Origin of the sequence: Nocardia brasiliensis ATCC 700358 (genome assembly GCF_000250675.2) — a bacterium.
In the GTDB taxonomy this organism is placed as follows: Bacteria; Actinomycetota; Actinomycetes; order Mycobacteriales; family Mycobacteriaceae; genus Nocardia; species Nocardia brasiliensis_B.
In genome coordinates this window covers 5,817,226-5,839,970 of record NC_018681.1, presented here as the reverse complement: position 1 = coordinate 5,839,970, position 22,745 = coordinate 5,817,226, and the positions used below count along the sequence as shown (strand labels likewise).

Annotated in this window: 23 protein-coding genes and 1 riboswitch; of the genes, 16 read left to right on the top strand and 7 right to left on the bottom strand. The window is 68.9% G+C overall.

Annotated features, from left to right (window positions below; translation table 11 throughout):
- Window positions 1-12 precede the first annotated feature (12 nt).
- Window positions 13-948: a phosphotransferase family protein gene (locus O3I_RS25660; protein WP_014985910.1), complete on the top strand. Its 936-nt coding sequence runs from the start codon at window positions 13-15 to the stop codon at window positions 946-948.
- On the opposite strand, the gene O3I_RS42985 is transcribed toward O3I_RS25660, so the two are convergent.
- The 3 genes from O3I_RS42985 to O3I_RS25645 all read right to left on the bottom strand — a co-directional run bounded on the left by O3I_RS42985 (window position 949) and on the right by O3I_RS25645 (window position 2,529).
- Window positions 949-1,281 (bottom strand): ribbon-helix-helix protein, CopG family, encoded by a 333-nt coding sequence (locus O3I_RS42985; RefSeq protein ID WP_014985909.1) that lies wholly within the window; start codon window positions 1,279-1,281, stop codon window positions 949-951.
- A complete protein-coding gene (locus O3I_RS25650) occupies window positions 1,281-1,568 on the bottom strand; it encodes a hypothetical protein (RefSeq protein ID WP_228836063.1) in 288 nt (95 codons plus the stop codon). The genes O3I_RS42985 and O3I_RS25650 overlap by 1 nt, the downstream gene beginning before the upstream one ends.
- Window positions 1,569-1,629: 61 nt before the next feature.
- A complete protein-coding gene (locus tag O3I_RS25645; RefSeq protein WP_041564354.1) occupies window positions 1,630-2,529 on the bottom strand; it encodes a class I SAM-dependent methyltransferase in 900 nt (299 codons plus the stop codon).
- Window positions 2,530-2,662: 133 nt separating this feature from the next.
- On the opposite strand from O3I_RS25645, the gene O3I_RS25640 reads away from it, so the two are divergent.
- Window positions 2,663-3,544, top strand: coding sequence for a phosphotransferase enzyme family protein (locus tag O3I_RS25640; protein WP_014985906.1), 882 nt, complete (start codon window positions 2,663-2,665; stop codon window positions 3,542-3,544).
- Between the two features lie 4 nt (window positions 3,545-3,548).
- Here the strand turns inward: O3I_RS25640 and O3I_RS25635 are convergent, their stop codons facing one another.
- From O3I_RS25635 to O3I_RS25620, 4 genes are read right to left on the bottom strand one after another with little or no spacing between them, the layout of a single operon-like run.
- The gene (locus O3I_RS25635; protein ID WP_014985905.1) at window positions 3,549-4,949 is read right to left on the bottom strand and encodes a beta-N-acetylhexosaminidase; all 1,401 of its coding nucleotides are present in this window, start codon (window positions 4,947-4,949) and stop codon (window positions 3,549-3,551) included.
- A 1-nt stretch (window position 4,950) separates the two neighbouring features.
- Window positions 4,951-5,823 carry a carbohydrate ABC transporter permease gene (locus O3I_RS25630; protein ID WP_014985904.1) on the bottom strand — a complete coding sequence of 291 codons (873 nt, stop codon included), beginning with the start codon at window positions 5,821-5,823 and terminating at the stop codon, window positions 4,951-4,953.
- Window positions 5,814-6,773 (bottom strand): carbohydrate ABC transporter permease, encoded by a 960-nt coding sequence (locus tag O3I_RS25625; RefSeq protein ID WP_014985903.1) that lies wholly within the window; start codon window positions 6,771-6,773, stop codon window positions 5,814-5,816. The genes O3I_RS25630 and O3I_RS25625 overlap by 10 nt, the downstream gene beginning before the upstream one ends.
- Before the next feature lie 6 nt (window positions 6,774-6,779).
- The gene (locus tag O3I_RS25620) at window positions 6,780-8,099 is read right to left on the bottom strand and encodes an extracellular solute-binding protein (protein WP_014985902.1); all 1,320 of its coding nucleotides are present in this window, start codon (window positions 8,097-8,099) and stop codon (window positions 6,780-6,782) included.
- A gap of 583 nt (window positions 8,100-8,682) precedes the next feature.
- Between O3I_RS25620 and O3I_RS25615 the strand changes: the two genes are divergently transcribed.
- The 14 genes from O3I_RS25615 to O3I_RS25550 all read left to right on the top strand — a co-directional run bounded on the left by O3I_RS25615 (window position 8,683) and on the right by O3I_RS25550 (window position 22,732).
- Complete coding sequence (locus tag O3I_RS25615) at window positions 8,683-9,462, top strand: DUF4239 domain-containing protein (protein ID WP_014985901.1); 780 nt, start codon at window positions 8,683-8,685, stop codon at window positions 9,460-9,462.
- A 68-nt stretch (window positions 9,463-9,530) separates the two neighbouring features.
- Window positions 9,531-10,484 carry a hypothetical protein gene (locus tag O3I_RS25610; protein ID WP_141692261.1) on the top strand — a complete coding sequence of 318 codons (954 nt, stop codon included), beginning with the start codon at window positions 9,531-9,533 and terminating at the stop codon, window positions 10,482-10,484.
- A gap of 47 nt (window positions 10,485-10,531) precedes the next feature.
- Window positions 10,532-10,720: a hypothetical protein gene (locus tag O3I_RS46450; protein WP_014985899.1), complete on the top strand. Its 189-nt coding sequence runs from the start codon at window positions 10,532-10,534 to the stop codon at window positions 10,718-10,720.
- A gap of 941 nt (window positions 10,721-11,661) precedes the next feature.
- Complete coding sequence (locus O3I_RS25600) at window positions 11,662-12,258, top strand: TetR/AcrR family transcriptional regulator (protein WP_014985898.1); 597 nt, start codon at window positions 11,662-11,664, stop codon at window positions 12,256-12,258.
- A 160-nt stretch (window positions 12,259-12,418) separates the two neighbouring features.
- A riboswitch (SAM riboswitch) is annotated at window positions 12,419-12,537 on the top strand.
- Window positions 12,538-12,688: 151 nt separating this feature from the next.
- Window positions 12,689-13,462, top strand: a complete 774-nt coding sequence (locus O3I_RS25595) for a 2OG-Fe(II) oxygenase (protein WP_014985897.1) — start codon at window positions 12,689-12,691, stop codon at window positions 13,460-13,462.
- Window positions 13,463-13,464: 2 nt separating this feature from the next.
- On the top strand, window positions 13,465-14,184 hold the full coding sequence (locus tag O3I_RS25590; protein ID WP_014985896.1) for a tRNA-dependent cyclodipeptide synthase: 720 nt from the start codon (window positions 13,465-13,467) through the stop codon (window positions 14,182-14,184).
- A complete protein-coding gene (locus O3I_RS25585) occupies window positions 14,181-15,617 on the top strand; it encodes an MFS transporter (protein WP_014985895.1) in 1,437 nt (478 codons plus the stop codon). Before O3I_RS25590 ends, O3I_RS25585 begins: the two co-directional genes overlap by 4 nt.
- Window positions 15,618-15,743: 126 nt before the next feature.
- Window positions 15,744-16,556, top strand: coding sequence for an MBL fold metallo-hydrolase (locus O3I_RS25580; protein WP_014985894.1), 813 nt, complete (start codon window positions 15,744-15,746; stop codon window positions 16,554-16,556).
- 256 nt (window positions 16,557-16,812) lie between these two features.
- A complete protein-coding gene (locus tag O3I_RS25575; protein WP_014985893.1) occupies window positions 16,813-17,769 on the top strand; it encodes an alpha/beta fold hydrolase in 957 nt (318 codons plus the stop codon).
- Window positions 17,770-17,876: 107 nt separating this feature from the next.
- A complete protein-coding gene (locus tag O3I_RS25570) occupies window positions 17,877-18,887 on the top strand; it encodes a FecCD family ABC transporter permease (protein WP_014985892.1) in 1,011 nt (336 codons plus the stop codon).
- A 26-nt stretch (window positions 18,888-18,913) separates the two neighbouring features.
- Window positions 18,914-19,936: a FecCD family ABC transporter permease gene (locus tag O3I_RS25565; RefSeq protein ID WP_041562875.1), complete on the top strand. Its 1,023-nt coding sequence runs from the start codon at window positions 18,914-18,916 to the stop codon at window positions 19,934-19,936.
- A 29-nt stretch (window positions 19,937-19,965) separates the two neighbouring features.
- The gene (locus O3I_RS25560) at window positions 19,966-20,814 is read left to right on the top strand and encodes an ABC transporter ATP-binding protein (RefSeq protein ID WP_014985890.1); all 849 of its coding nucleotides are present in this window, start codon (window positions 19,966-19,968) and stop codon (window positions 20,812-20,814) included.
- 48 nt (window positions 20,815-20,862) lie between these two features.
- Complete coding sequence (locus O3I_RS25555; RefSeq protein WP_014985889.1) at window positions 20,863-21,858, top strand: Fe2+-enterobactin ABC transporter substrate-binding protein; 996 nt, start codon at window positions 20,863-20,865, stop codon at window positions 21,856-21,858.
- Window positions 21,859-21,895: 37 nt separating this feature from the next.
- Window positions 21,896-22,732 carry a siderophore-interacting protein gene (locus O3I_RS25550; RefSeq protein WP_014985888.1) on the top strand — a complete coding sequence of 279 codons (837 nt, stop codon included), beginning with the start codon at window positions 21,896-21,898 and terminating at the stop codon, window positions 22,730-22,732.
- The last annotated feature ends 13 nt before the right edge of the window (window positions 22,733-22,745 follow it).

The window sequence follows — 22,745 nt, the reverse complement described above, 5'->3', positions numbered from 1 at the left end:
TAGAACTGGAGCGTGGTCAGTCAGCCGGTTCGCAGCGCCGCCGAGTGGACGGCGGGGGATGTCGCCGGGGTGCTGGCGCAGGCTTGCCCGGCGGCCCGGGTGACCTCGATCCGGCCGGGCCCGCCCAGTTACAGCAACTGTCTCTGGCTCGCCGAGACCGTCGACGGCCGACTGCTCGTGCGCATTCCCGGGCGCAGCGCCGATCCCGAGTATGTCCGCGCCACGGTCACGGCGACTCACCTCGCGAGTGCGGCCGGCGTGCCGACGGTGCGCTATCACGAATTCGTACCGCAGACCCCGCTCGGTCTGCCGGTGACCATTCAGGAATACCTGCCCGGTGAGAGCGGGACCGCCGCGTTACGCGCGGACCGGGCCGATCTGCGCCTGCTCGCCAGCACGCTCGGCGACTGGCTGGGCACCCTGCACGGCGTTCGGCGCGAAACCTTCGGTGCGGTCACCGGTTCGGGGGAGCGGACGACCTGGACGGCGGCTGCCACCGATCAGGTCGAGACCGCACTGCGCGCGGTTCCCGAAGCGGCGCTGCCCGCTTCGCCCGCGACGATCGCGGCGGCCTTCGCTCGCGTCGTCGCCGAACTCGGCCCCGGCGAGCCCGCCTCGCTCGTGCACGGCGATCTGTACCTGGACAACATGCTGGTCGACAACGGTGCGCCCGCGGCACTGCTCGACTTCGAACACGCGCACTACTACGACAGATTCGCCGATTTCGGCAAGCTCAGCGAGCTGCTGTTCGAATGGTGGCCGGGTGCGGAAGAACCGTTCCTGGAGTCCTACCGCGACCATTTCCCGCCGGACCCGGCCGACGAGGTGCGGCTGCGGCTGGGCGTCGGCCTGTACGCGCTGAACCAGACCGCGTATTTCGCGCGCTGGCAACCGGAACTCGTAGGGGAGTACCGGACGCGGCTCGGTAAGTGGCTGGCCGCCGGGTAGTCAACTCGCCCGGGGATGGATGGGGCGGACGCCGGCGAGGGCGCGCAGGGCGTCGGCGCGGGAGATGGGCTGGTCGTCGGCGAGCGCGGCGAGTTCCACGGCGAGCCAGTCCCGGATGAGTTCGCTCATCGTGACCCCGCGGCGGCGCGCTTCGGCCTTGATGGACTGATCCATGTCGAGCGGAATCCGCAGCGAGCGCACCACCATGATGTCCTCGCCGGGCGCGAGCGGACGCGGTACGTCGGCGTCGTGCACGGGTTGGTCGTCGAACACGAGGCTGTCCATGAGTTCGTCCACCCCCTGCGGGGTGGCCGGGAAGTTGTTGTCGCCCATCACTGGTTCTCCTGTTCCCATTTTTCGAACTCGGTCACCTGCTCCGGGCTCATCGGGCGGGCGGCGACGATCTGCCATTGCCAGGACTCGGCCTGCCGCAAGCCGACGATCAGCGGCCGGCCTGCCGCGGTACGGCCCCATATGGTCAGCAGCTGGATGCCTTCGACGCCGCGACCACGGCGTGGCCATCGTCGTTGCCTGGTCAACACCTGCATCACCTCGTCCGGCGTGATCCCGATGAGCATGTCCAGCGCCCAATCAGGCCACTCGAAACCCACAGTCGACATAATACGCGCGTAGTACGCCGAACGGGAGTGGGCTACCCGGGGATGGTGGGTGTGGCGAAATTCAGGGCCGGATCGCGGTCACCAGGCGCGCCAGCGAGGGCACCACCTGCGCGTCCGGGGCGGCCGTGTCGAATTCCCGGCCCACCGCGGCCAAATAGTCCGGCAGGGTGCGGCCGGCGGTGTGCCACCCGCGTGCGCCGAACCACTGCGCCGCGTCGCTGCGCCGCTCGTTGTAGATCAGGTGCACCCAGTCGGTGCCGCCGTTCAACGGGGATTCCGGTTGCCGATCCAGCGCGGCGCGGGTCGCCTCGGGTACTACGTCCAGCTCTTCGATGGCGACCCGGCTGCCGGGAGCGCTGAGCTGCGCGATGTGCGCGAAGAGTTGATCCACCGCGGCGGCGGGCAGATAGAGCAGCAGACCCTCGGCCAGCCACGCGGTCGGAGCGGTTGGGTCGAAACCTTTCGCGCGCAACGCCTTCGGCCAGTCCTCGCGCAGATCGACCGGCACCTCACGGCGCTCGGCGCGCGGCTCGTCGCCGTGCGCGGCCAAGGTCTGGCGTTTGAACTCCAGCACTCTGGGCTGGTCCAGTTCGTAGACGACGGTGCCGTCGGGCCAGGGCAGCCGATAGGCGCGCGCATCGAGGCCGGCGGCCAGGATGACGACCTGACGCACCCCGGCCGCGGTCGCGGCAGCGAAGTAGTCGTCGAAATACTTGGTCCTGGCTTCCAGGAACGTTTGGAAGGTCGGGCCGAATCCGGGCGTGAGCAACGGATGGTCCGGGGCTTTGCCGTCGAGCAGGTCCGCCCATTCGGGCCCCGCGGCGCGGGTGAAGATCTCGGCGAACGGATCGACCACCAGTGGATCGGGTCGCCGACCGGCGAGCGCGCGGGCCGCGGCGACGAACAACGCGGTGGACCCGACGCTGGTGGTGATGTCCCAGGTATCTCCCTCGGTACGCACGATCGCCAAGGTACCTGCCGGATGGAAATATTGCACTACGCAGTCTGCCCGCCCGAACAGCGTCGCCCGCGCCCTCGGGGGCGCCGGGAAATCCACCTGCGTTCGGGCCATGGGCACTGGTAGAACTTGTCCCGTGGTTTACGTCGAGATCCCGCTGACCGAGGACATCAGGGCGGCCGTCGCGGCCGAATGGGGGCACAAGGGCGACGGCGTACGGCTTTTCGGCGGCGAGGAGTCCGCGGCCTACCGGATGGGTGACGTGGTCGTCCGGATCGGCCCGGCGGATCGCGATCCGGCGCAGCTCGAATGGTGCAACGGCATCGCCGTCGCGGCCGCCCGCGAGGTTCCGGAGGCGGTCGCGCCGCTCGCGCGGGCCGATGGTTCGACCGTCTACGTGGTGGCGGGTCGCCCGATCACGGTGTGGCCCTTCATCGAAGGCGAGTGGGCGAGCAGCGAGGATCCGGTGCAGCGCGACGAGGCGGCGGCGCTGCTGGCGCGGGTGCACCGCGCGCTGGCCGAGCACCGGCCGTCACCGCGGCCGACCCGATCGTTCCTGGAGATCGGACTGGACGGCGCGCCGTCGGCGGAACTGCCGGACCCCGAGCTGGACCGCTGGCTCGCCGACTTCACCCGAGCCGCGCGTCCCCAGCCGCTGCACGGTGACTACTACGAGGGCAATCTGCTCTCGCGCGCCGGTCACGTCACCGCGGTGCTCGACTGGGACGAAGCGCTGGTCGCCCCGCCCGAGGTCGAACTGGCTTCGGCCGCACTGGAATTCGGTGACGAGTACGGCCGCGACCTGGCCGGCGTCCGGGCGTTCGTCGAGGCCTATCACGCGGCGGGCGGCACCGCGGTCCCCTTCGACGATGTGGCCCTGGCGCAGCTGATGCGGCACCGCTTACGCAGGGAGGCGGTCTATTTCGGCCTTGCGGTCGCCCGCGGCGTCGAGCACGATGCGGACGACCTCGAGTACCACCGCGAGCGAATGGCCGCCTTTCATCGACTCCGCCCCTGAGGGTTCAGCGCGGCCGGTGCGCGGAGCTGGGGACGTCGGGCCGGGTCTGCCACGGGTGTGGTCCGTCGAGCGGGCGATACTCCACGCCGAGGGCGTCGAGGCGGGGAAGATGGTGCTCGCGTAGCCGCGTGCGGAACTCGCCGAGGTCGCGATCGGCTGGGCTCCAAGCGGTTTCGGCGATCGCGCAGAGTCGCGGGAAGGCCGCATAGTCGACTCGCCGCACGGTGTCCAGGTGCTCGCTCCAGATCTGGGCTTGCAGCCCGATGACCCCTGGCCCGGTGTAGGCGGGCTCGTAGCTGTACATGTCTTCGAGCGTGCGCAGGTAGCCGACCGGGATCGGTTCGTCCGGGTGATCGGACTGCCGATGATCGAGATAGACCTGATCTTCCGGGCACAGCACGACCTCGTGGCCCGCCTTGGCCGCCCGCTCGGCCGCGGCCTCGTCGCGCCAGGCCCCGATCACCATCGGCGGCAGGTCACCGGCGTCGAGGACCTCGTCCCAGCCGAGCGCCCGTCGCCCCTGGGCCGTCAGATAGGCGGCCAGGCCGGCGACGAAACGACCGTGTGCCGGGGTCGCGCCGGGCACCTCGTCACCACCGAGGCCGATGACCGGTGCCGGGAAGAGGGTGAGCACGTGGTCGAAGACGCGGCGGAAGAACGCCATGGTGTCCGGTGTCGGATCGAGCAGCGGGGTGCTGACACCCCACGAAGTCCATACCTCCCACTGCTTTTCGGGATCGGGGCCGAGTTCGGGATAGGCGGCGAGCACGGCCCGCGCATGACCGGGTACGTCGATTTCGGGCACCACGGTGATCGCGCGTTCCGCGGCGTAGGCCACGATCTCGCGGAGGTCGTCGTCGGTGTAGAAACCGCCGTGCGGGCGCCCGTCCCGTTCCGGGCCGTCATGCCTGCCGACCATCGATCCGCTTCGCCACGAGGCGATCTCGGTCAATCGCGGGTAACCGGGCACCGCGAACCGCCAGCCCTGGTCATCGGTCAGATGCAGGTTCAGCACGTTGAGCTTGTGCGCCGCGAGCAGGTCGAGGAACCGCAGCACCTCGGCCTTCGTCCGGAAGTTCCGGGCGACGTCGAGCAGGCAGCCGCGCCAAGCGAAGCGCGGATGGTCCTCGATGACACCGCACGGCACCGACAGCTCCCGACCGCCGATCGGGGCGGCCCGCAACGCCTCCGGGCCGGCGAGCTGGCGCAGCGTCTGCTGTCCGTAGACCCGGCCCGCGTGATCCGCGGCCGTGAGCGTGATGGCGTCCGGGGTGATCTCCAGCCGGTAGCCCTCGGCCGGAAGGTCTGTGCCGCTGCGGATATCGACCGCGGCGGGCCATGGACAGGTGCCGGACAGCGGGGTCGCCGAGACCGGGCGGGGGAGCAGGGTGTCGAAACCGGGCATGTCAGCCTTTCACCGCTCCGCCCAGACCCGAGACCAGCTTGCGCTGCACCAGGATGAACAGGACGAGAGCCGGAATAGTCATCAGGGTGGAGGCGGCCATCACCGCGCCCCAGTCGGTGTCCTCGGGCTTGAAGAAGACCAGGATCGCCTGCGGCAGTGTCTGATTCTCGGTCTTGGAGATGATGAACGTCTTCGCGAACAGGAAGTCGTTCCACGCGTGGATGAACGACAGCACGCTCACCGAGACGAGACCGGGCGCGACGAGCGGCAGCAGGATCTGCCACGCGAACCGGATCCGGCTCGCCCCATCGAGTTTGGCGGCTTCCTCCAGTTCGTCCGGTATCGCGGCGACGAATCCGCGCAGCAGCCAGATCGCCAGCGGCAGGCTGAACACCAAGTCCACCAGCATGATCGAGCCGAGTTCGTTGAGCCCGAGCGCGGGCACGGTGCCGCCGATCTCGCGCATCAGGAAGAACAGCGGAATCGTCAGCGCCTCGACCGGAACCATCTGCGCGACCAGGATCATCACCAGCAGCACGGTGCGGCCGCGGAAGCGGAACCGGGTGAGCGCCACCGCGGACAGGAACGACAGCAGCAGCGAGAGCAGCACCACCACCACGGCGATCAACAAGCTGTTCAAGAAGAAGCGGCCGAATCCGTTCATCGAGAGCACCCGGCTGAAACTGTCCAGGCTCGGCGCGAGGGTCCAGGGTTTGGGATCGGCCGACTGGATCTCACCCGGCGGCTTGATCGCCGAGAGCACCATCCAGTACAGCGGGAAGGCGACCAGGCCCGCGATCACCACCGTGACGGCTTCGGCGATCAGGCGGCCCGGTTTACGCGGGGTGCGGCGCACCTTGGTCGTCACACCCACTTCGTGCTCCTGCGCTGGGACCGGACGTAGAGGCCGGTGATCGACAACAGCAACAGCGTCATCAGGACTCCGATCGCGGAGCCGAGCCCGTATTCCTGCCCGGCGAAAGCTTTTTGGTAGGCGTAGACGTTGAGCACCAGGTTCCGCCCGGCGACGCCGCCGCCATTGGTCATCACGTAGATCTGGGTGAACACCTTGAAGTCCCAGATGATCGACTGCACCGTCGCGATCAGCAGCAGCGGGCGCAGCATCGGCAGGATCACCGAGCGGGCCGACCGCCACGCGGACGCGCCGTCCAGTGCCGCGGCCTCGAGCACCTCTTCCGGGATGGCCTTGATGCCCGCGTACATCGTCACCATGACGAACGGGAACGAGCACCAGATCACCTCGGCGGCAACCACACCGAACGCGCTGAGGGTGCCGAAGGTCCACGAGTGGCCTTCCATCGAGCGCAACCCGAGGCCCGACAGCGCCTCGTTCACCACACCGAAGTCGGTGTCGAACAGGAAGAGCCAGACATAGGAGCCCGCCATCGCCGGGGTCGCCCACGCGCCGAGCGCCGCGAGGAACAGCAGCATCCGCGGCAGCGGCCGGACCCGGGTGGCGAGTACCGCCAGTGCCGTGCCCACCACGAGCCCGCCGATCACGCAGACCCCGCCGAACACGAAGGTGTTGGCGAGCACGATCCAGAACTGGCTGTCGGCGAGCAGTTCTCGATAGTTGCCGAGGCCGACGAACTCCAGTGGTGCGGCGCCCGTCGCCTGCGCCTGCCCGTAGTCGTAGAACGAGATGAGCACGATCTGATAGATCGGGTACACCAGCACGGCGGCGAGCAGCAGGCCCGCGGGTGCGAGATAGAGCCAGGCGGCGATCGTGTCCCGGCGCAGCCCGCGTGGTTTCGGTGCGGTCCGCGGTGCCGGCGCGGTGGTCGGTAGTTCTCGAATAGCCATGTGTGCCTACCTGAATGCCTTGTTCATCACGGCGGCGGCCGCGTTGAGTGCCGCTCCCGGGGCCTTGCTGCCCGTGGCGATCTGCTGCACCGTGGTCGGCAGCACGTTCTGGCTGTCGATCTTGGACCAGCCCGGTGTGCTCGGCACGAACTTCGTTCCGGCACTGAGTGACTCGACGAACGGGGCGAGGAACGGGTCGTTCGCGGCGAGTTGCCGCTGCACGCCGGCCAGGGTCGGCAGGTTACCCATCGCGCGGTACATCTTTTCCTGATACCGCGCCCCGCCCAGCAATTCGATGAAATCGCGGGCGAGGCCGCGGTGCTTGCTCGCCCGGAACACGCCCAGCAGATTGCCGCCCGCGAACGCCGGTGCGATCGAACCGCTTTGGACGCCGGGCAGCGGAACCACCGCGTATTTGCCCTTGGCCGCGCCCTGCTCGACCGCCTTGCGGTTGAAGTCGCCGCCGATTGTCATCGCGGCCTTGCCGCCCGCGAACGCCTGGACGCTCTGTGTCCCGGTGAAGTCGACGCACTGGGCGGGCGGGCAGATGTCGTCGCGGATCAGCTCCGCGTAGCGGATGACGCCTTCCTTCGCCAAATCGGAGTTGATCGTCGAATTCCACATCGTGCCGTCGTATTCGGCGATCTCACCGCCGTGTGCCCACAGGAACGGCAGCATCGCGTAGGTGTACTTGCCGCCCACCGAAATCCCGTACAGCTCAGGCTTGGCCGCGCGGATGCGCCTCGCGGTCTCGGTGAGTTCGGCCAGCGTGCCCGGCGGTCGCAGGCCGAGTTCGGCGAAGATGTCGGTGCGGTAGTACAGCGCCCGGATGCCCGTGTACCAGGGCAGGCCGTAGACCTTGCCGCCCGATTTCGCGGTGTCCAGCACCGAGGGCACCAGGTCCTTGCCCTCCGGCCAGGCCGCGAGATCGGCGGTGAGATCGGCGAACGCGCCGCTCACCGCGTAGCCCGCGAGGTCGGTGTTGCCGAACTCGGCGACGTCGGGCGCGCTGGCCGGATCGTTGAAGGCGCCGGCGAACTTCTCCGCGCGGGCCGCGACCGGTACCCACTGCACGTCGACGCGCACGTCGGGCCTGGTCGCGGTGAATTCCGCGATCGCCTCGTTGATCACGGCTTCTTTCGGCGCGCGCGTCGCCTCGTCGAAGAGCCAGACGCGCACGGTCCCGGTCTGCTCGTCGCCGCCGGTCCCGGCCGGATCGGACTGTACCGGTGCGCAACCCGCGAGCAGCAGGAGCGCGGCCGCACCGATGAGCGCTCGTTGTACTTGCCCGCCAACGGGTTTGGGCCGGAGCCTGCGGTGCACCATCGATTTCCTTCGGAGAGCCACTTCATTGTGTTGCAATATACGCAACGCATATTGCGTTGTGTGCCACAATGTTTAGCACCAACGTGGGTCACATTCAAGGGGTTGATGTGACCCAGATCGCATGTGCCGACTGCGGCCGCGGCGCGGCGAAAGGGTTTCGGCGGCGGTTATGTGCGGGATTCGCGGAGTTGTCGCCCGGGCTTTCGGTCGGCTCGCGCGACTGTGGCGGGGTCATTGTTTGTCGCCTGTGTTTCGTGAACTCCGGCGCGGTATGAACTCCGCGAATCCGTATCGGTTCGGATGTTTCTCGGCGATAACGGAGGATGCCGTCGCGCGCCGGGTATCTGCGCGATGCGAGATCGACGGCGGTTTGCTAAATAGGGCGGGATCAGGCATTTGCTACCGAATCGCTACGCCCGCCATCGTGGTAACAGTTCGGTAACGGTGCGATATATGGTCGCCTGGCCAGGTCTAATGTTCGACCCTAGCTCTTGCTATGGTGCCAGTGCCGTGAGTGTCCGGCCGCTCGAACATACGCTCGGAAATAGGTTGTCATCGACTCTGACCGGGAAAGCGAAGCGAGATGGCTCAGGAATTGCTCGTCGCAATCGGTGCCGCGACCATTGCCGTATCGATATTTGTCGTCGGCGATATGTTGCGGCCGAACACGTGGCGGCATGTCAGTGACGAATCCGCGAGCACGCTCGCGCTCGACCTGGCCAAAACGTTCTTCACCGCGGTCGTCGCGTTCGTCTTCGTGACGTGCTGGCAGCAGAACCAGAACGCCTATGCCCACACCATCACCGAGTCGAAGGGGCTCGTCGACACCTACTGGGCAGCGGAGGCCATGCCGGAGCCGGAGCAGCGCAGGCTCGAGGCCCAGCTGCGCGCCTACACCGATCAGGTCATCGGCCAGGAGTGGCCGATGATGGAGAACCAGAATCGGCTGAGCCCGGCCACCGGCGAGACGCTCAACGCGCTGCGGGCCGATGTGGTGTCGCTGCACTCGGCCGATCCGGCCGTGATCGAGGCCAGGTCCCGCGCGCTCGCCGGCATCGATCGGGTCACCCAGGCCCGGCATGATCGAGCGATCGATGCGCAACGCCGCATCCCCGAATTCCTCTACATCACACTGCTTCTCGGTGCCATCATGGTGATGCTGAACCCGGTGTTGTCCGGCATGCAGGTCACCTGGCGCAGCATCGCGATGACCGCGCTGCTCGGGTTGGTGATCGGTGGCGTCCTGCTAGCCATCCATGACCTGGAGCGGCCGTTCGCGGGCGCGATCAGGATTCCGCAGGACGCGTTCACCTACGTTCAGTCCCACTACGAGGGCACCGTACGCGGGCCCGAGCAGCAATGAGCGGTGTGCCGCCGGATCGCCCGTCTCGGGGTGGGGGGTTCGTCGGAACACTGAGTGGTGCAAGGGTTTTGGCTGTACTGGGTACGTTCCTGTCGGTAGCGGTACTGTGCGCCGGGCCGGCTGTCGCCGAGGACGTGGTGCCGGGGCCGGTCCTCGGCGAGGTAGCGACGGGCAGTGCTGCGGGGGTCGCGCAAGAATCGGTTACGACGGGCGGCGCGGCTCCGCAACATGGTGTGAGCCCGGACCCAGGGGCGGCCGGGACCCGCAGTGCGGACCCGCAGTTCGGCGAGACCGGCAGTGCGGACCCGCAGTTCGGCGAGACCGGAAGTGCCGCAACCGGAATCGAGCTGGCGCTCGAGCCGCCGACGCCGCCTTCCGTCGGTCGGCCGCTCGAACTCGAGGCGGTGGCCGAGGTCGGGGACGAGATCGGGGTCGACCCGGCGGAGCTGGCGACTCCCGCACTGCTGGGCCTGGAGGCGGGCAGTGCCGCGCCGTGCGCGGGGAGTTCGACGGTGAGCAGCGGCGCGACCGTGCTCGGGTTGGCGACGGGGTCCGCGCTGATCGGGCCGGGCATGATCGGGCCGGGTTCCAGCGGCTCCGCGATCGGCAGCGCCGTCGTCGGTTCGAGTGCGACCGGACTCGGCAGCGCCGCGCTCGGGTCCAGCGGATCGGCGCTCGGTGGCAGCGTGGTCGGCGGCCTGCTCAGCGGAAGCGCGGCGACGAGCTGTCTGCTCGCGATCCCGGCCGGCTCACCGCCCATCCCGGCCTTCCCGCCGCTGCTCATCCCGCTGTCGCTGGAACCGAGCGTTCCCGGGGTGCCCGCTCCGGTGCCGGTGGCTGCTCCGATGGCAGCACCGGCCCCGCCGCCTGCGGTCCCGGTCGCCGTGGTTCCGTACAGTCCGGTCGAGATCATCCCCGATCCGTTCGGCTGGGACACCCTCGAGCTGGTCACCTTCCTCGTGGTGATCGTGCTGGTGTCTTCCGCCTCGTCGGCGGCCGCCGCGCGCAAGCGCAAACCCTGAACCTACGGTGGCGTAACGTAGCTGTCCCACGTGTCGATAGTCCGCTTGTGCGCCCCTACCTCCGACCTCTGCTCGGTGGGTGTGCGGCCTTTCTGCTCGTATTCGTCGCGTTGTTCGTCGTGCGGTGGGACGACCGGCAGATGGAGCCGCTGCCCCCGGTCTCGACACCGCTGACCGCTGTCGTCGGTCAGGTGCCGGCGAGTACGGTCCCCACGACCACCCCGGCTCGGCACTAGGTGCACGTCAGACGTATGAGGCGGGTTCCAGCGTGGTCATCTGGCTGTGGTGGCGTCTCGAGCGGCTCGGGAAGAGAAGGGCGGTTGGGAGGCGGGCCGGTTGGTGTGGACCAAGCGACAGATAGGTTGGGTATCACAGAGTTTTCGTACTGCTCACAGGGTTTATAGCTGCTGTGAACCGTATGGAAAGTCTGTGACCCCGCGACTCGCCCAGCAAAACACGCCGAGCCACAACCCCACCCACCCGAAACCGCTGACACCTCGTCAAGGAACTCTCGAAAACAGCACCACAGCCAGACGACCCCGCCGGAACCCCACCCCCGCGCACCTGACCTGCGCCTAAAGCCGGGAACCCCACCTGACGCGCCCAGCACCATCCCTGTAACTCCCGCGGCGGGCACACCAAACTGGGAAGGTCACACTTCGGCAGCCAGCCGCCAAGCCCGAACGCAAGCAAACCAAGCGACAGTTAGCCCCGTGTCGACACGCGAAAGCCGCACATCTGCACCACTTCTCGGGATCAACACCCCTTCCAGGCGCCCAGAAAAGGTGTAAATCCCGAGAAGCGGTGCAGCTGCTTAATGGCCCGCCTCACCACTTCGAGACAGAACCTAGCTCACCGGCTCATCTCGAAATCTGTTGCGAGGACTGCGGATTGCCTCGTACGCCAGCGCTTGCTGTACCAGAACGTCCATGCCGCGAGGATGGCCAGCAGTGCCAGCGGATGCGCTGGACACGCGGGTTCGCATAGGAGGTCCGGTCTGCGTGCGTATCGGCTGTGGAAGCATACTATACGAACGTATTAGAGCACGAGCTGTAATTATATGTTGCTGTCGGACGTACGTATGAGAGCCATCGGTAGTGTCCCACGTCTGGAACGGCCGCAGGCGTTACGGTGCACTTGGGACGAGTCCGCTTCGAGTGGAACGAGAGGGGTCGAGATGGTCGAAAGCCGCACTGCCGTCGACGGCACGGACCGGCGCAGCCAGCTGCTGGACCGGTTGGCCGACGCGATCGCCGAGGGCGGTATCGAAGGCGTCAGCATCCGCGATCTCGCCGCGCGCGCGAACGTCTCGATCGGCACGGTGCAGTACCACTTCTCGACGAAGACCGAACTGCTCCTCTCCGCGTGGCATCACGTGCGCGCCCAGGCCGCCGAACGGTTCCGGCAGTCCGGCGTCGCCGACCTCGCCCCCGCCGATCAGCTGCTCGGCCTCACCGAACTGCTGCTCAGCCCCACCCCCGACGACCGCCTCACCCGGGTGTGGTTGGCGCTCGTCGCCCGCGCCACCCACGACCGCGAGATCGCCGCCCTGCACCGCACCCAGTGGCGCGAAACCGAAGAGCTGCTGGCCACCGTCCTCGCCCGCGTCAACCCCGCCCGCGCCGCCGAATCCTCCGACGCCGCAGCCGAACTCCTCGCCCTCCTCGACGGCCTGGCCATCGCCACCATCACCGAACCCACCCGCATCTCCCCAGAACGAGCCCGCCGCATAGCCCGCACCTGGACCCACACCTGGACCGCCGCATCAGGCTGAACCGCCGTTGGTGGGCGCTGGCCGGACGGCGACTACTCGCCGGTGGAGCGGGCGATCCGGGCGGGCCTGAATACCTGACCGGAGGGCTCCTTCGGGATCTTGAAACTCAGCGCGATTCTAAAGCGTGACAACGGTTCTGCCGTGGCGGATTCTTGAGCCAGGTCAAGAGTGCCAGCGTCAAGTCCCCGGCTAGCTGGCCGGCAACCCTCCATCCGCGGCGGGGTGCCCCGGGTCAAGACCAGGCCGAGCCGCTCACCGCGGCCCGGGCAAGCGCGGGCTCCGTCGAGAACTGGGGCCCTCTCGAGAACTGGGGGTCGAACCATGTCTACTGACCGAACTCTCTTCTCCTGCCTGGGCCTGTGCCCGGTCCATAGAGCGACAACCAGAGGGGAACGACATGACTACGGCCACGCCATCTCTCGGAGAACGCGTGTTGGACACCACCAGGCAGGGATTCGACCGTGCGTCCCTGACCGCACTGTTGAACGGAGACGTGCACGCCGTCCGGCTGTCGGGGTTCGTCCGGCCGGACGCGCTCGAACATCTGCGAAAGGCGTTCGTGGGCAGGCAGGACCACGGTCCGCTCGCCACCGACCCGCAGTTCCGCCGGATCGGTCACGCCTTCTCGGAGACCAGCACCGACAGCGGCCGGGCGCAGTACTTCGAGCACGCCCGGGACAATATCGAGCGCCTGCGCGAGATCGCCGCGCCGTATTCGTATCCCGCGGACGATCTTCGGCTGCTGCTCGACGAGATCTGGCCGTCCGGTGCGAGTCTGCTGCGCCAGGACGGGCAGGCTTTCTTCGCCGGTGTCGCGCGTTATCAACTCGCGGGGGTCGATCTCGAGCCGCATACCGACAACGTGAGCCGAAACCTGCCGGCGGACTTCGCGGTTCGGATCACGCGCCAGCTGTCGGTGAACGTCTATCTGGACGTGCCGGATCAGGGCGGGGAACTGGAGATCTGGGACGACTACCCGGACGAGCACGAGTACCGGGATCGTTCCGGCGACCGGGTGTACGGCATCAATCGGGCGCAGGTCGGCGAGCCCGCGCTGGTCATCACACCGCGGGTCGGCGACGCGATCTTCATCGATCCGCGCCGGGTGCACGCGGTCGCGCCGTCACAGGATCGCCCGCGCATCACCATCGGTTTGTTCATCGGTGTGAGCGATCCGGCTGCCGCGCTGAAGGTTTGGAGCTGACGATGACCACCACCACGCTGCTCTCCGCGTCGCACAAGGCCGCCTACGATCTGCGCTCCGACGGCATCACCACCGACGGCCGCTCCACGGTGCTGCTGGTCAGCGTCGGTGCGGACTATCACGAGGGTGAAAAGCTCGCGGCGACAATAGATCTGATCAACAGGTCGAACTTCGGCCGGGTCTCGATCGCCGTCGCGGACACGCTGCAACGGCACAACCTCAGCGGCGGCACCGATATCGACCGGCACGCCCGGGCCCGCATCGCCGGTGACGAATGGATCGCCCGCAACAGCACCCTGCTGGACCGGATCGACTGCCCCACCAACGTGCTGCGCTGGGACTTCGCCCTGTCGCACCCACGCTACGGTGATCTGTACGACGCGGTCGAGCACGCCTACGAGACCGACGAACCGTACCGGCACGCGATCGACAGCACCATCGACCGCTTTATCGAGCGCCGGCTCAGCCGGGAGCCCGACGTCGATCAGGAGTCGGTCCGGAAAGCTTGCCGCGCATATCTTTTGGAGGAATGCCCGATCATCATGCCGCTGTGGGCGCACGAGGGCTTCGATTTCGTGATCTACCCGCAACGCATCTCGGCGGCGATGGGGCGGACCCGCGAACTGTTCGTCGTGCCGGAGCATCCGGACCGGGTCGCTTGGCTCCCTTTGCGTTTCAAGAAACGGAAGTCGGCGTTGCACGGCGCGAGGGAGGAACAGTGACGACCGTCGAGATTCCCGCGCGGCGCCGGGTCGTCGGGTTCGGCGGACTCGCGGTGGCGTCGTTCCTCGGCTGCATCGACCTGACGATCGTCACCACCGCGTTGCCCACCATCGGCGACGATCTGCACGCGGGTCCGTCGAATACCGAACTGACGCTCGGCGTTTTCCTGATGGCGCTGTCGATGTTCATGGTGACGGCGGGCCGGGTCGCGGACCGCTTCGGGCGGCGGCGGGTGCTGTTGTTCGGGCTCGCGCTGTTTGTAATCGCGTCGGTGGGCGCGGCCGCGGCGTGGTCGATCGGTGCCCTGATCGTCGCGCGCTTCGTCCAGGGCGCGGCCTGCGCGGTGCTGTACACGAGCACCTCGACGTTGGTGGAATCGCTCTTCCCACAGGGGGATCGGGGTAAGGCGATCGGCTGGCTTTACTCGGTGAACGGGCTCGGCCTGGCCATCGGGCCGGTGCTCGGCGGCCTGCTGGTGCCGAGCCTGGGCTGGCAATCGATCTTCTGGATCAACCTGCCGCTGGGCTTGGCCGCGCTCGCCGCCATCGCCTTCGCGGTGCCGCCGAGCGTGCCGGACAAGACCGGCGGGACGGACTGGCCGGGGCAGGTGGCGGTCGCCTTCGCCGTCGTCTCGGCGGTCGGTATCTTCGTGCTCGGCGACCTGCGCGGGTTCTCGTCGCCGTGGGTTCTCGTCGCGGCCGTCGTGCTCGTCGCCGCGGTCGCCGGCGGGATCGTCGTGGAACGCCGCGCGGCGAATCCGCTGATCGACCCTGCGCTGTTCGGCAAGCGCCGATTCGTCGCCGCGATCGTCTCGGACTTCGCGCTGGGTCTGTTCTACGCGTCCGCGCTGCTGGTGATCCCGACCTATCTCACCCAGGGCCGGGATTTCGACGTGCGGCAGGCGGGTTTCCTGCTGCTGCTGGTCAGCGGGACGCTGGCGCTCTCGTCCCCGGTCGCGGGGCGGTTCGTCGATCGCTTCGGGCCACCTGCGTTGCTGCCGTGGGGTTTCGGGCTGCTGGCCTTGGCCGGGCTCGGTATCGCGGTGGCGGCGTTCGGCGACGGGTTGGCGCTGCTCTTGGTCGCGCTGGTGCTGTTCGGCGCGGGCTGGGCGTTGGTGCTCGGCCCGGCGACCGTGCTCGCGATCTCGTCCGTCGAACCGACCCGCACCGGGTTCGCGGTCGGCGCCTCGTGGACGTTCCACAACCTGGGCGGCGCGATCGGCGCGGCGGTCGCCACCGTGGCCTTCGGCAACGTCGGCCTGGCCGTGTCGGGTGCGGTCGGCGACGCGACCGGGCGGGTGGCCGCGTTGATCGCGACCACCAGCGTGGTCGCGGCGATCGCGGTGTTGATTCTGACCCGCGGGCGGACCGAGACACCGTCGGAACTCGTCGCGTCCTCCGAGCCTGTTCCGGTCGAGGCGGGCACCGCATAGGCCGGATTCGGGTGCGGCAGGCGCGCCCTGCCGCACCCGGATCGGACGCGCGATCACGTAACTCGCTGCACGGCATTCGTCCTCTGTGTAGAAACAGGGGTGGGTGTACCGGATTGCGAGGGTGATATGTGGAAGATCTGCCAGACCTGCGCGGTGGAGCACGACGCCGCGGCGCAGCTCTGCCGTATCTGTGCGGACGAGCGGCAGTGGATGCCTGCCGACGGCCAGCGATGGACGACGCTGGCGGAACTGGTCGCGGCGGGGCACAAGGTGGCGATGCGTGAACTCGAACCGGACCTGTTCGGTTTGACGGCCGAGCCCCAGGTCGGCATCGGCCAGGAATCGCACCTGGTGCGCACGCCCGCGGGCAACCTGCTGTGGGACGTGACCGGCTACGTAGACGAGGACGCGGTGCGCCGGGTCCGGGAACTCGGTGAAGTCGTCGCCATCGTGCCGTCGCACCCGCACCATTACGGCGTGCAGGTGGAATGGAGCCGGGCCCTCGGCGGGGTGCCGGTCCTGGTCGCCGAGGCCGATCTGGCATGGGTCGCGCGCCCGGACCCGGTGATCCGCCCGTGGTCCGGGCGGCTGGAAGTGCTGCCCGGTCTGACTCTGCGCCAGCTCGGCGGGCACTTCCCGGGCAGTGCGGTCGCGCACTGGGCGGCCGGCGCGGGCGGGCAAGGCGTGCTGTTCAGCGCGGACACCATCCAGGCCAACCCGGATCGCAAGTCGGTAGCGTTCATGCGCAGTTATCCGAACCGGATTCCCTTGTCGCCCAACGTGGTAGAGCGCGTTACCAAGGTAGTCGAGGAGTTCGAGTTCACCCGCCTCTACGACAACTTCGGCAAAACGCTCGACACCGACGCCCGCACCACCATCCGCACCTCCGCTGCCCGCTACGTCTCCTGGGTCCGCGGCGACCACGACCACCTGACCTGAGTCCGATCACGGACCACCACCCGCCGCCCCTCGCACCCGAGCCGGGCGGCGGGCTTGTTCTGCAGAGCGTCGAAAGGCGGCACCCGACGCCGAGAACGTTGGCGCTGCCGGCGCGCAAACCGCACTCCTGAACCGCACCCTGGGTGGGGGTCTGTGCCACCTTGGGGAACGGAGCCCAGTACTCGGGGTGCTGCTGCGCGGGGCGGGCGCGGCGGAGAGTAGGACGTGTCACCACCTACTCGAATCGGAGAGACCGATGCGCACCTCGAGCACCTTCGCCGTCCCGGCCGCGCGGCGTGCCACGGTGGCGGCCGATGACGGTGTGGCCCTTGCGGTGTACGAGTACGGACCGCGGCAGGCGGAACTCACCGTGGTGCTGGTGCACGGGCATTGCCTGCGGTCGGAGTCGTGGACCGACGTGCGCGACGCGCTGCTGCGCCGGTACGCCGGTGCCCGGGTGGTCTGCTACGACCATCGTGGCCACGGCGACTCGGCGATCGCGCCGCGGCAGACCTACCGGCTCGAGCAACTCGGCCACGACCTGAGCCGGGTGCTCGACGCGGTGGCGCCCTACGGTCCGGTCGTCCTGGTCGGTCACTCGATGGGCGGCATGACCGTCCTGACCTACCTCAGCCAGCGTCCGCACGTGATCGGTACCCGCGTCGCCGGGGTCGCGCTCGTCGCGACCGCGGCCAGCGGGCTCGCCGACGCGGGTTTCGGCCGTCTGCTGCGCAATCCGGTGATCTCGGTCTTCCAGGCCGCGGTGCGGCGGGCGCCGCGGCTGATGCAGCGCGCGAAGTTGGTGGCCTGCAGGGTGTTCGCGCCGGTGGTCCGGGCCGCCGAGTTCGGCGATCGCAAGGTGAGTCCGCGGGTGCTCGCGCTGGCCAACGCGATGCACAACCAGACGCCGATCGTGACGATGGCGAGTTTCCTGAGCGCCTTCATGGTCTACGACCAGACCGACGCGCTCGCGCTGCTCTCGAAGATTCCCACCCTGGTGCTGTGCGGCACCGCCGATCTGATGACCCCGCCCGCGCATTCCGTCGCGATGGCCGCGGCCGTCGAGTACGCGGATCTGGTGCTGGTCGAGGGCGCCGGGCACTCGGTGATTCTGGAGCAGCCGAACCAGGTCGCCGCGGCACTCGAACGCCTGCTGACCCGGACGGGTGGGACCGTCCGGATCCGCGGCGCGCACCTCACTCTCGTCGCCTAGCCGAGGGGCCGCGTTGCGAAGGTCTCATTCGGACAATTTCCATTCGGGGAGGTAGGTAAGGCTAAGCTGCATTGATTGCTGCCCGACCGCACTGGAGATAGAACCCGATGGACCTGCCGAGCAACCAGCCCCTGCGCTGGTCAGGGTGGTTGTTGGCGGCGGCGGTGCTGGCTGCCGCGTGCCTGCTGAGCCTGATCGTGGGCACGAAAGCGATTCCGCTCGGGGAAGTCTGGGCCGCGCTCTGGGGCGGAGACGGCTCGCCCGATCACCTGATCGTGACCGAATACCGCCTGCCGCGCACCCTGCTCGGCCTGCTCGCCGGGCTCGCGCTGGGTGTCGCGGGCTGCCTGATGCAGGGACTCACCCGCAACCCCCTGGCCGATCCCGGCCTGCTCGGCATCAACGCGGGCGCGGCCTTCGCGATCACGCTCGCGGTCGCGTTCCTGGGCGTCACCCAGATCACGGCGTACGTCTGGTTCGGCTTCGCCGGGGCCGCCCTGGTATCGCTGGTGGTGTACCGGCTGGGCACCGCGGGCAGGCAGGGGTCGGATCCGATCCGCCTGACCCTGGCCGGCGTCGCGGTGACCGCGGTGCTCTCCGGCCTGACCAAGGGCCTGATCCTGTTGAACCCCAAGGCCTTCGAGGAGTGGCGGCAGTGGGATTCGGGTTCGCTGACCGGGCGCGGCTACGACGTCATCGGGGGCGCGGCGCCGTTCATCGTCGTCGGCTTGCTCGCCGCGGTGGTCGCCGCCCGCTCGCTGAACGCCCTCGCGCTCGGTGACGACCTCGCCCGTTCGCTCGGCGTGCACGTCGGGCGTTCCCGGCTGCTCACCGCGGTGGCGCTGACGCTGCTGTGCGGCACGGCAACCGCGGCGGTGGGGCCGATCACCTTCGTCGGGCTGGCGGTGCCGCACGTGGCGCGCTGGATCGTGGGCCCGGACCAGCGCTGGATCATCGCCTATTCGATGTTGCTCGCACCGATCCTGGTGCTCGGCTCGGATGTGATCGGCCGCATCATCATTCGGCCCGACGAGGTGCCCGCCGGCCTGGTGACCGCGTTCGTCGGTGCGCCGGTGCTGATCTGGCTGGCCCGGCGCGACCGGGTGAGTGCCGCGTGAGCGCCCCGATCGATTTCGGCCGGACGATGGTGGTGCTGCGCGCCCCGCGCGGGTTCGGCGCGCGCATCAGCGTGCGCACCACTCTCGTCTGCGTGGTGCTGCTGGTCGCCGCGTTCGCGGTGGCCGTACTCGCCCTCGGCACCGGCGATTACGTGATCCCGCCGGACCGGGTGCTCCGGGCCCTGTTGGTCGGGGACAACCGATTCGATCGGCTCGTGGTGTGGCAGTGGCGTTTTCCCCGCGTGGTTCTGGCCCTGGCACTGGGCGCGGCGCTGGGTCTCAGCGGCGCGATCCTGCAGTCGGTGACCCGGAACCCGCTGGGCAGCCCCGATATCGTCGGCTTCAACACCGGCGCCTACACCGGCGCGCTGCTGGTACTGCTCGCCGTCGGCGGCGGCCACTTCCAGACCGCTCTCGGTGCGCTGATCGGTGGTCTCGCGGCGGCCCTGGTCATTCAGCTGCTCGCGTTCCGCAACAACGTCACCGGCTTCCGGTTGATCATCATCGGTATCGGCGTCAGCGCGATGCTGGCCTCGGTGAACACCTGGCTCATCCTGCGCGCCGATCTGAACTCCGCGATGTCGGCCGCGGCCTGGGGCGCGGGCTCGTTGAACGGATTGTCCTGGCCGCAGGTGGGTCCCGCGCTCATCCTGCTGGGAGTGCTCGCGCTGCTCGTGATTCCGGCCGCACCGCGGCTGCATGTCCTGGAACTCGGTGACGATCTGGCGAGTTCGTTCGGCGTCCGGGTCGGGCGGACGCGGCTGCTGCTGATCGTGTTGAGCGTCGCGCTGACCGCGGTCGCCACCGCCGTCGCGGGGCCGATCGCGTTCGTCGCCCTCGCCGCACCGCAATTGGGCCGCCGGCTCGCCCGCAGCCCGTCGACCGCCCTCGCGCCGGCCGCGGCGATGGGCGCGCTGCTGCTGATCGCCGGTGACTGGGTCGCGCAGCGCGCGTTCGCGCCGACGCAGCTGCCCGTCGGCGTGGTGACCGTCTCGATCGGCGGCCTGTATCTGGCGTACCTGCTGGTGACCGAGGCACGGCGGACCTAGTGCCGGGTGCAGGAACTGAGGAAGCGAAGATGAGCGAAAACAACGGCGCCCCGGTCGAATCGGGCGTCGGCGCCGCGAAACAGGCTGCGCTGCGGGCCGATCGGGTGCGCCTGGGTTACCGCGGCCGCACGATCAGCGACCAGCTGTCCGTCGACGTGCCGGACGGCGAGTTCACCGTAGTGATCGGCCCGAACGCGTGCGGCAAGTCCACGCTGCTGCGCGCCCTGGCCCGCCTGCTCGCCCCGGAATCCGGCGCGGTGCTGCTGGACGGCAAGTCCATCGCCACCTATCCGGCGAAGGAGGTGGCCCGCCGGATCGGCCTGCTGCCGCAGACTTCCCTCGCGCCGGACGGCATCCGGGTGGCCGACCTGGTCGCGCGCGGCCGGTACCCGCATCAGTCGCTGCTGCGCCAGTGGTCACAGGCCGACGCGGACGCGGTGGCGGCGGCCATGGCCGCGACCGGTGTCACCGAACTGTCGGCGCGTCCGGTCGACGAGCTGTCCGGCGGGCAGCGCCAGCGCGTGTGGATCGCCATGGTGCTCGCGCAGGACACCCCGGTGATCCTGCTCGACGAACCGACCACCTACCTCGATATCGCGCACCAGATCCACCTGCTCGACCTGTGCCGGGCGCTGCATCGCGACTCCGGGCGCACCGTGGTCGCGGTCCTGCACGACCTGAACCACGCCTTCCGCTACGCGGGCCACCTCATCGCGATGAAGGACGGCCGGGTGGTCGCCGCGGGCCCGCCGAAGCAGATCGTCACCGCCGAATTGGTGCGCGAGGTCTTCGATCTCGGGTGCCGGATCATCGACGACCCGGAAACCGGTGCGCCACTGGTCATCCCGCTTGCCGAGAATGCCGCCCGCGTCGGCTGAGACGTGTACGAGCTTGCCCACCACCGAGAGAAGAAGGAACACCGATTCATGACGCTGTCCCGAATGACGGCCCGCCTGCGCGCCGCCGTCGCCCTACTGATTTTCGCGCTGGTCGCGGTGGCCGGTTGTAGCAGTTCCGGCTCGGACGCCGCGGACAAGTCCGCCACCCGGCAGGTGCAGACCGAGCGCGGCGCGGTGACGGTGCCGGCCGAACCGCAGCGCATCGCGGTCGTCAACGGCGCGCTCGCGGGTTACCTCTTCGACCTCGGCGCCAACGTCAAGGCCGCCGATCCGCGGGTCCTCGGCGTCACGTTGAAGCCGGGCGAGTTCCCGGCCGCCTGGGACGCGGACGCCAAAAAGCAAGGGACAGCCCTGCTTCCGTCCGGCGACGACATCAACCTCGAGTTCATCGCGGCCCAGCAGCCGGATCTGATCATCGGCGGCGGCCAGGGCTACCCGGGCCAGCAGTCGTTGCAGGCCTACGACCAGCTCTCCGCCATCGCCCCGACCGTGCTGGTGCCGACGACTCTCAACAACTGGCAGGACCAGCTGAAGGTGGTGGCCGAGACCATCGGCCGGGCCGACAAGGTGGACGCGCTGATCACCGCCTACCGGGACCGGGTCGCGAAGGTCAGGTCCGCGATCAAGCCGCCGCAGGGCGCGGTCGCGGTCTTCCAGTCGCGTAAGGATCTGAAGCCGTCGGTGATCGCTCCCGGCACGCCGCTGGCCACGCTGCTCACCGACGTCGGTTTCACCATCGACAACCAGGTGGAGGCCAAGGCGGGCAACCCGACCCGGGCCGCGGCCGCGGACTGGGTCGCGTTCAGCCAGGAACTGCTGACCACGGTGGTCGACGCGCCCGCGGTGATCGTGGTGCAGCTCGACGGGGGCCGCACGGTCGAACAGCTGAAGCAGGATCCGCTGATGGCCAAGCTGCCCGCGTTCCAGTCGGGCCAGGTCTACGAACTGCCGCCGACCAGCCAGCGCCCGGACTACCGCAACGCGATGAACACCCTCGACCTGCTAGAGGCGCGCTTCAAGTGACCTGCGCGGGGCCATTGTTCGGCAAGGAGGACGACTGATGGATCGGGCCGCATACGCCGAACGCATCGCGGAAGTACTGGCCGGATCGCACGGCGCGAAGGTGGGCTATCCGATCGGGTTGCGGGAGCTCGAGGTATTGCGCCGTGCGCCGGTCGGTTCCGGTCTGCTGCGGATCACCTTCGGCGGTCCGGAGCTGGCCGGGTTCCACAGCTATGTGCCGGACGAGCATGTGCGCCTGATCTTTCCGGACGCGGCGGGGGAGTTGCACCTGCCGCGCCGGGACGGGCTGTCCCTGGAGTGGGGCAACCCGCGACCGGTGTCGCGGGAGTACACGGTGCGGCGCTACGACGCCGAGAACGGTGAACTGGACATCGATTTCGCGATCCATCCCGGCGGCCTCGCCTCGGCCTGGGCGGAAACGGTGCGGCCGGGCGAGCGCATCCATCTCGCGGGCCCGCCGGGCGGCGTGGTGGTGCCGGTGAACTACGACCGGTACCTGTTCGCGGGAGACATCACCGCATTGCCCGCGATCGCCCGCTGGCTCGAATGGCTGCCGGACGACGCGTCCGGTTGGGCGTTCATCGAAGTGGGCGGTGCCGATGCGGAGATCCCGCTGACGGCCCCGCCCGGGATGCGGGTGCGGTGGGTGCATCGCGGTGCGGCGGCACCCGGGCAGAGTGACGCACTGGAGCGGGCGCTCCGCACCGTGGAACCGCCTGCCGGACAACGGATCTACGTGTGGATGGCGGCGGAGGCGGGCTGTCTGCGCCCGATCCGCCGCTGGGTGCGCACCGAACTCGGCGTCGGTCCGGAAGACTTCCTGATCGCTGGGTATTGGAAGCGCGGTGTCGCCGACTTCGACCGGGAGGAGTGACCGGCCGGGGCCG

Bases quoted from the DNA above. Each gene is read 5' to 3' on its own strand.
- O3I_RS42985 (WP_014985909.1), bottom strand. From the start codon at position 1,281: ATGGGCGACAACAACTTCCCGGCCACCCCGCAGGGGGTGGACGAACTC.
- O3I_RS25650 (WP_228836063.1), bottom strand. From the start codon at position 1,568: ATGTCGACTGTGGGTTTCGAGTGGCCTGATTGGGCGCTGGACATGCTC.
- O3I_RS25635 (WP_014985905.1), bottom strand. From the start codon at position 4,949: ATGCCCGGTTTCGACACCCTGCTCCCCCGCCCGGTCTCGGCGACCCCG.
- O3I_RS25625 (WP_014985903.1), bottom strand. From the start codon at position 6,773: ATGGCTATTCGAGAACTACCGACCACCGCGCCGGCACCGCGGACCGCA.
- O3I_RS25620 (WP_014985902.1), bottom strand. From the start codon at position 8,099: ATGGTGCACCGCAGGCTCCGGCCCAAACCCGTTGGCGGGCAAGTACAA.
- O3I_RS25615 (WP_014985901.1), top strand. From the start codon at position 8,683: ATGGCTCAGGAATTGCTCGTCGCAATCGGTGCCGCGACCATTGCCGTA.
- O3I_RS25600 (WP_014985898.1), top strand. From the start codon at position 11,662: ATGGTCGAAAGCCGCACTGCCGTCGACGGCACGGACCGGCGCAGCCAG.
- O3I_RS25590 (WP_014985896.1), top strand. From the start codon at position 13,465: ATGACCACCACCACGCTGCTCTCCGCGTCGCACAAGGCCGCCTACGAT.
- O3I_RS25580 (WP_014985894.1), top strand. From the start codon at position 15,744: ATGTGGAAGATCTGCCAGACCTGCGCGGTGGAGCACGACGCCGCGGCG.
- O3I_RS25575 (WP_014985893.1), top strand. From the start codon at position 16,813: ATGCGCACCTCGAGCACCTTCGCCGTCCCGGCCGCGCGGCGTGCCACG.
- O3I_RS25570 (WP_014985892.1), top strand. From the start codon at position 17,877: ATGGACCTGCCGAGCAACCAGCCCCTGCGCTGGTCAGGGTGGTTGTTG.
- O3I_RS25565 (WP_041562875.1), top strand. From the start codon at position 18,914: ATGGTGGTGCTGCGCGCCCCGCGCGGGTTCGGCGCGCGCATCAGCGTG.
- O3I_RS25560 (WP_014985890.1), top strand. From the start codon at position 19,966: ATGAGCGAAAACAACGGCGCCCCGGTCGAATCGGGCGTCGGCGCCGCG.
- O3I_RS25555 (WP_014985889.1), top strand. From the start codon at position 20,863: ATGACGCTGTCCCGAATGACGGCCCGCCTGCGCGCCGCCGTCGCCCTA.
- O3I_RS25550 (WP_014985888.1), top strand. From the start codon at position 21,896: ATGGATCGGGCCGCATACGCCGAACGCATCGCGGAAGTACTGGCCGGA.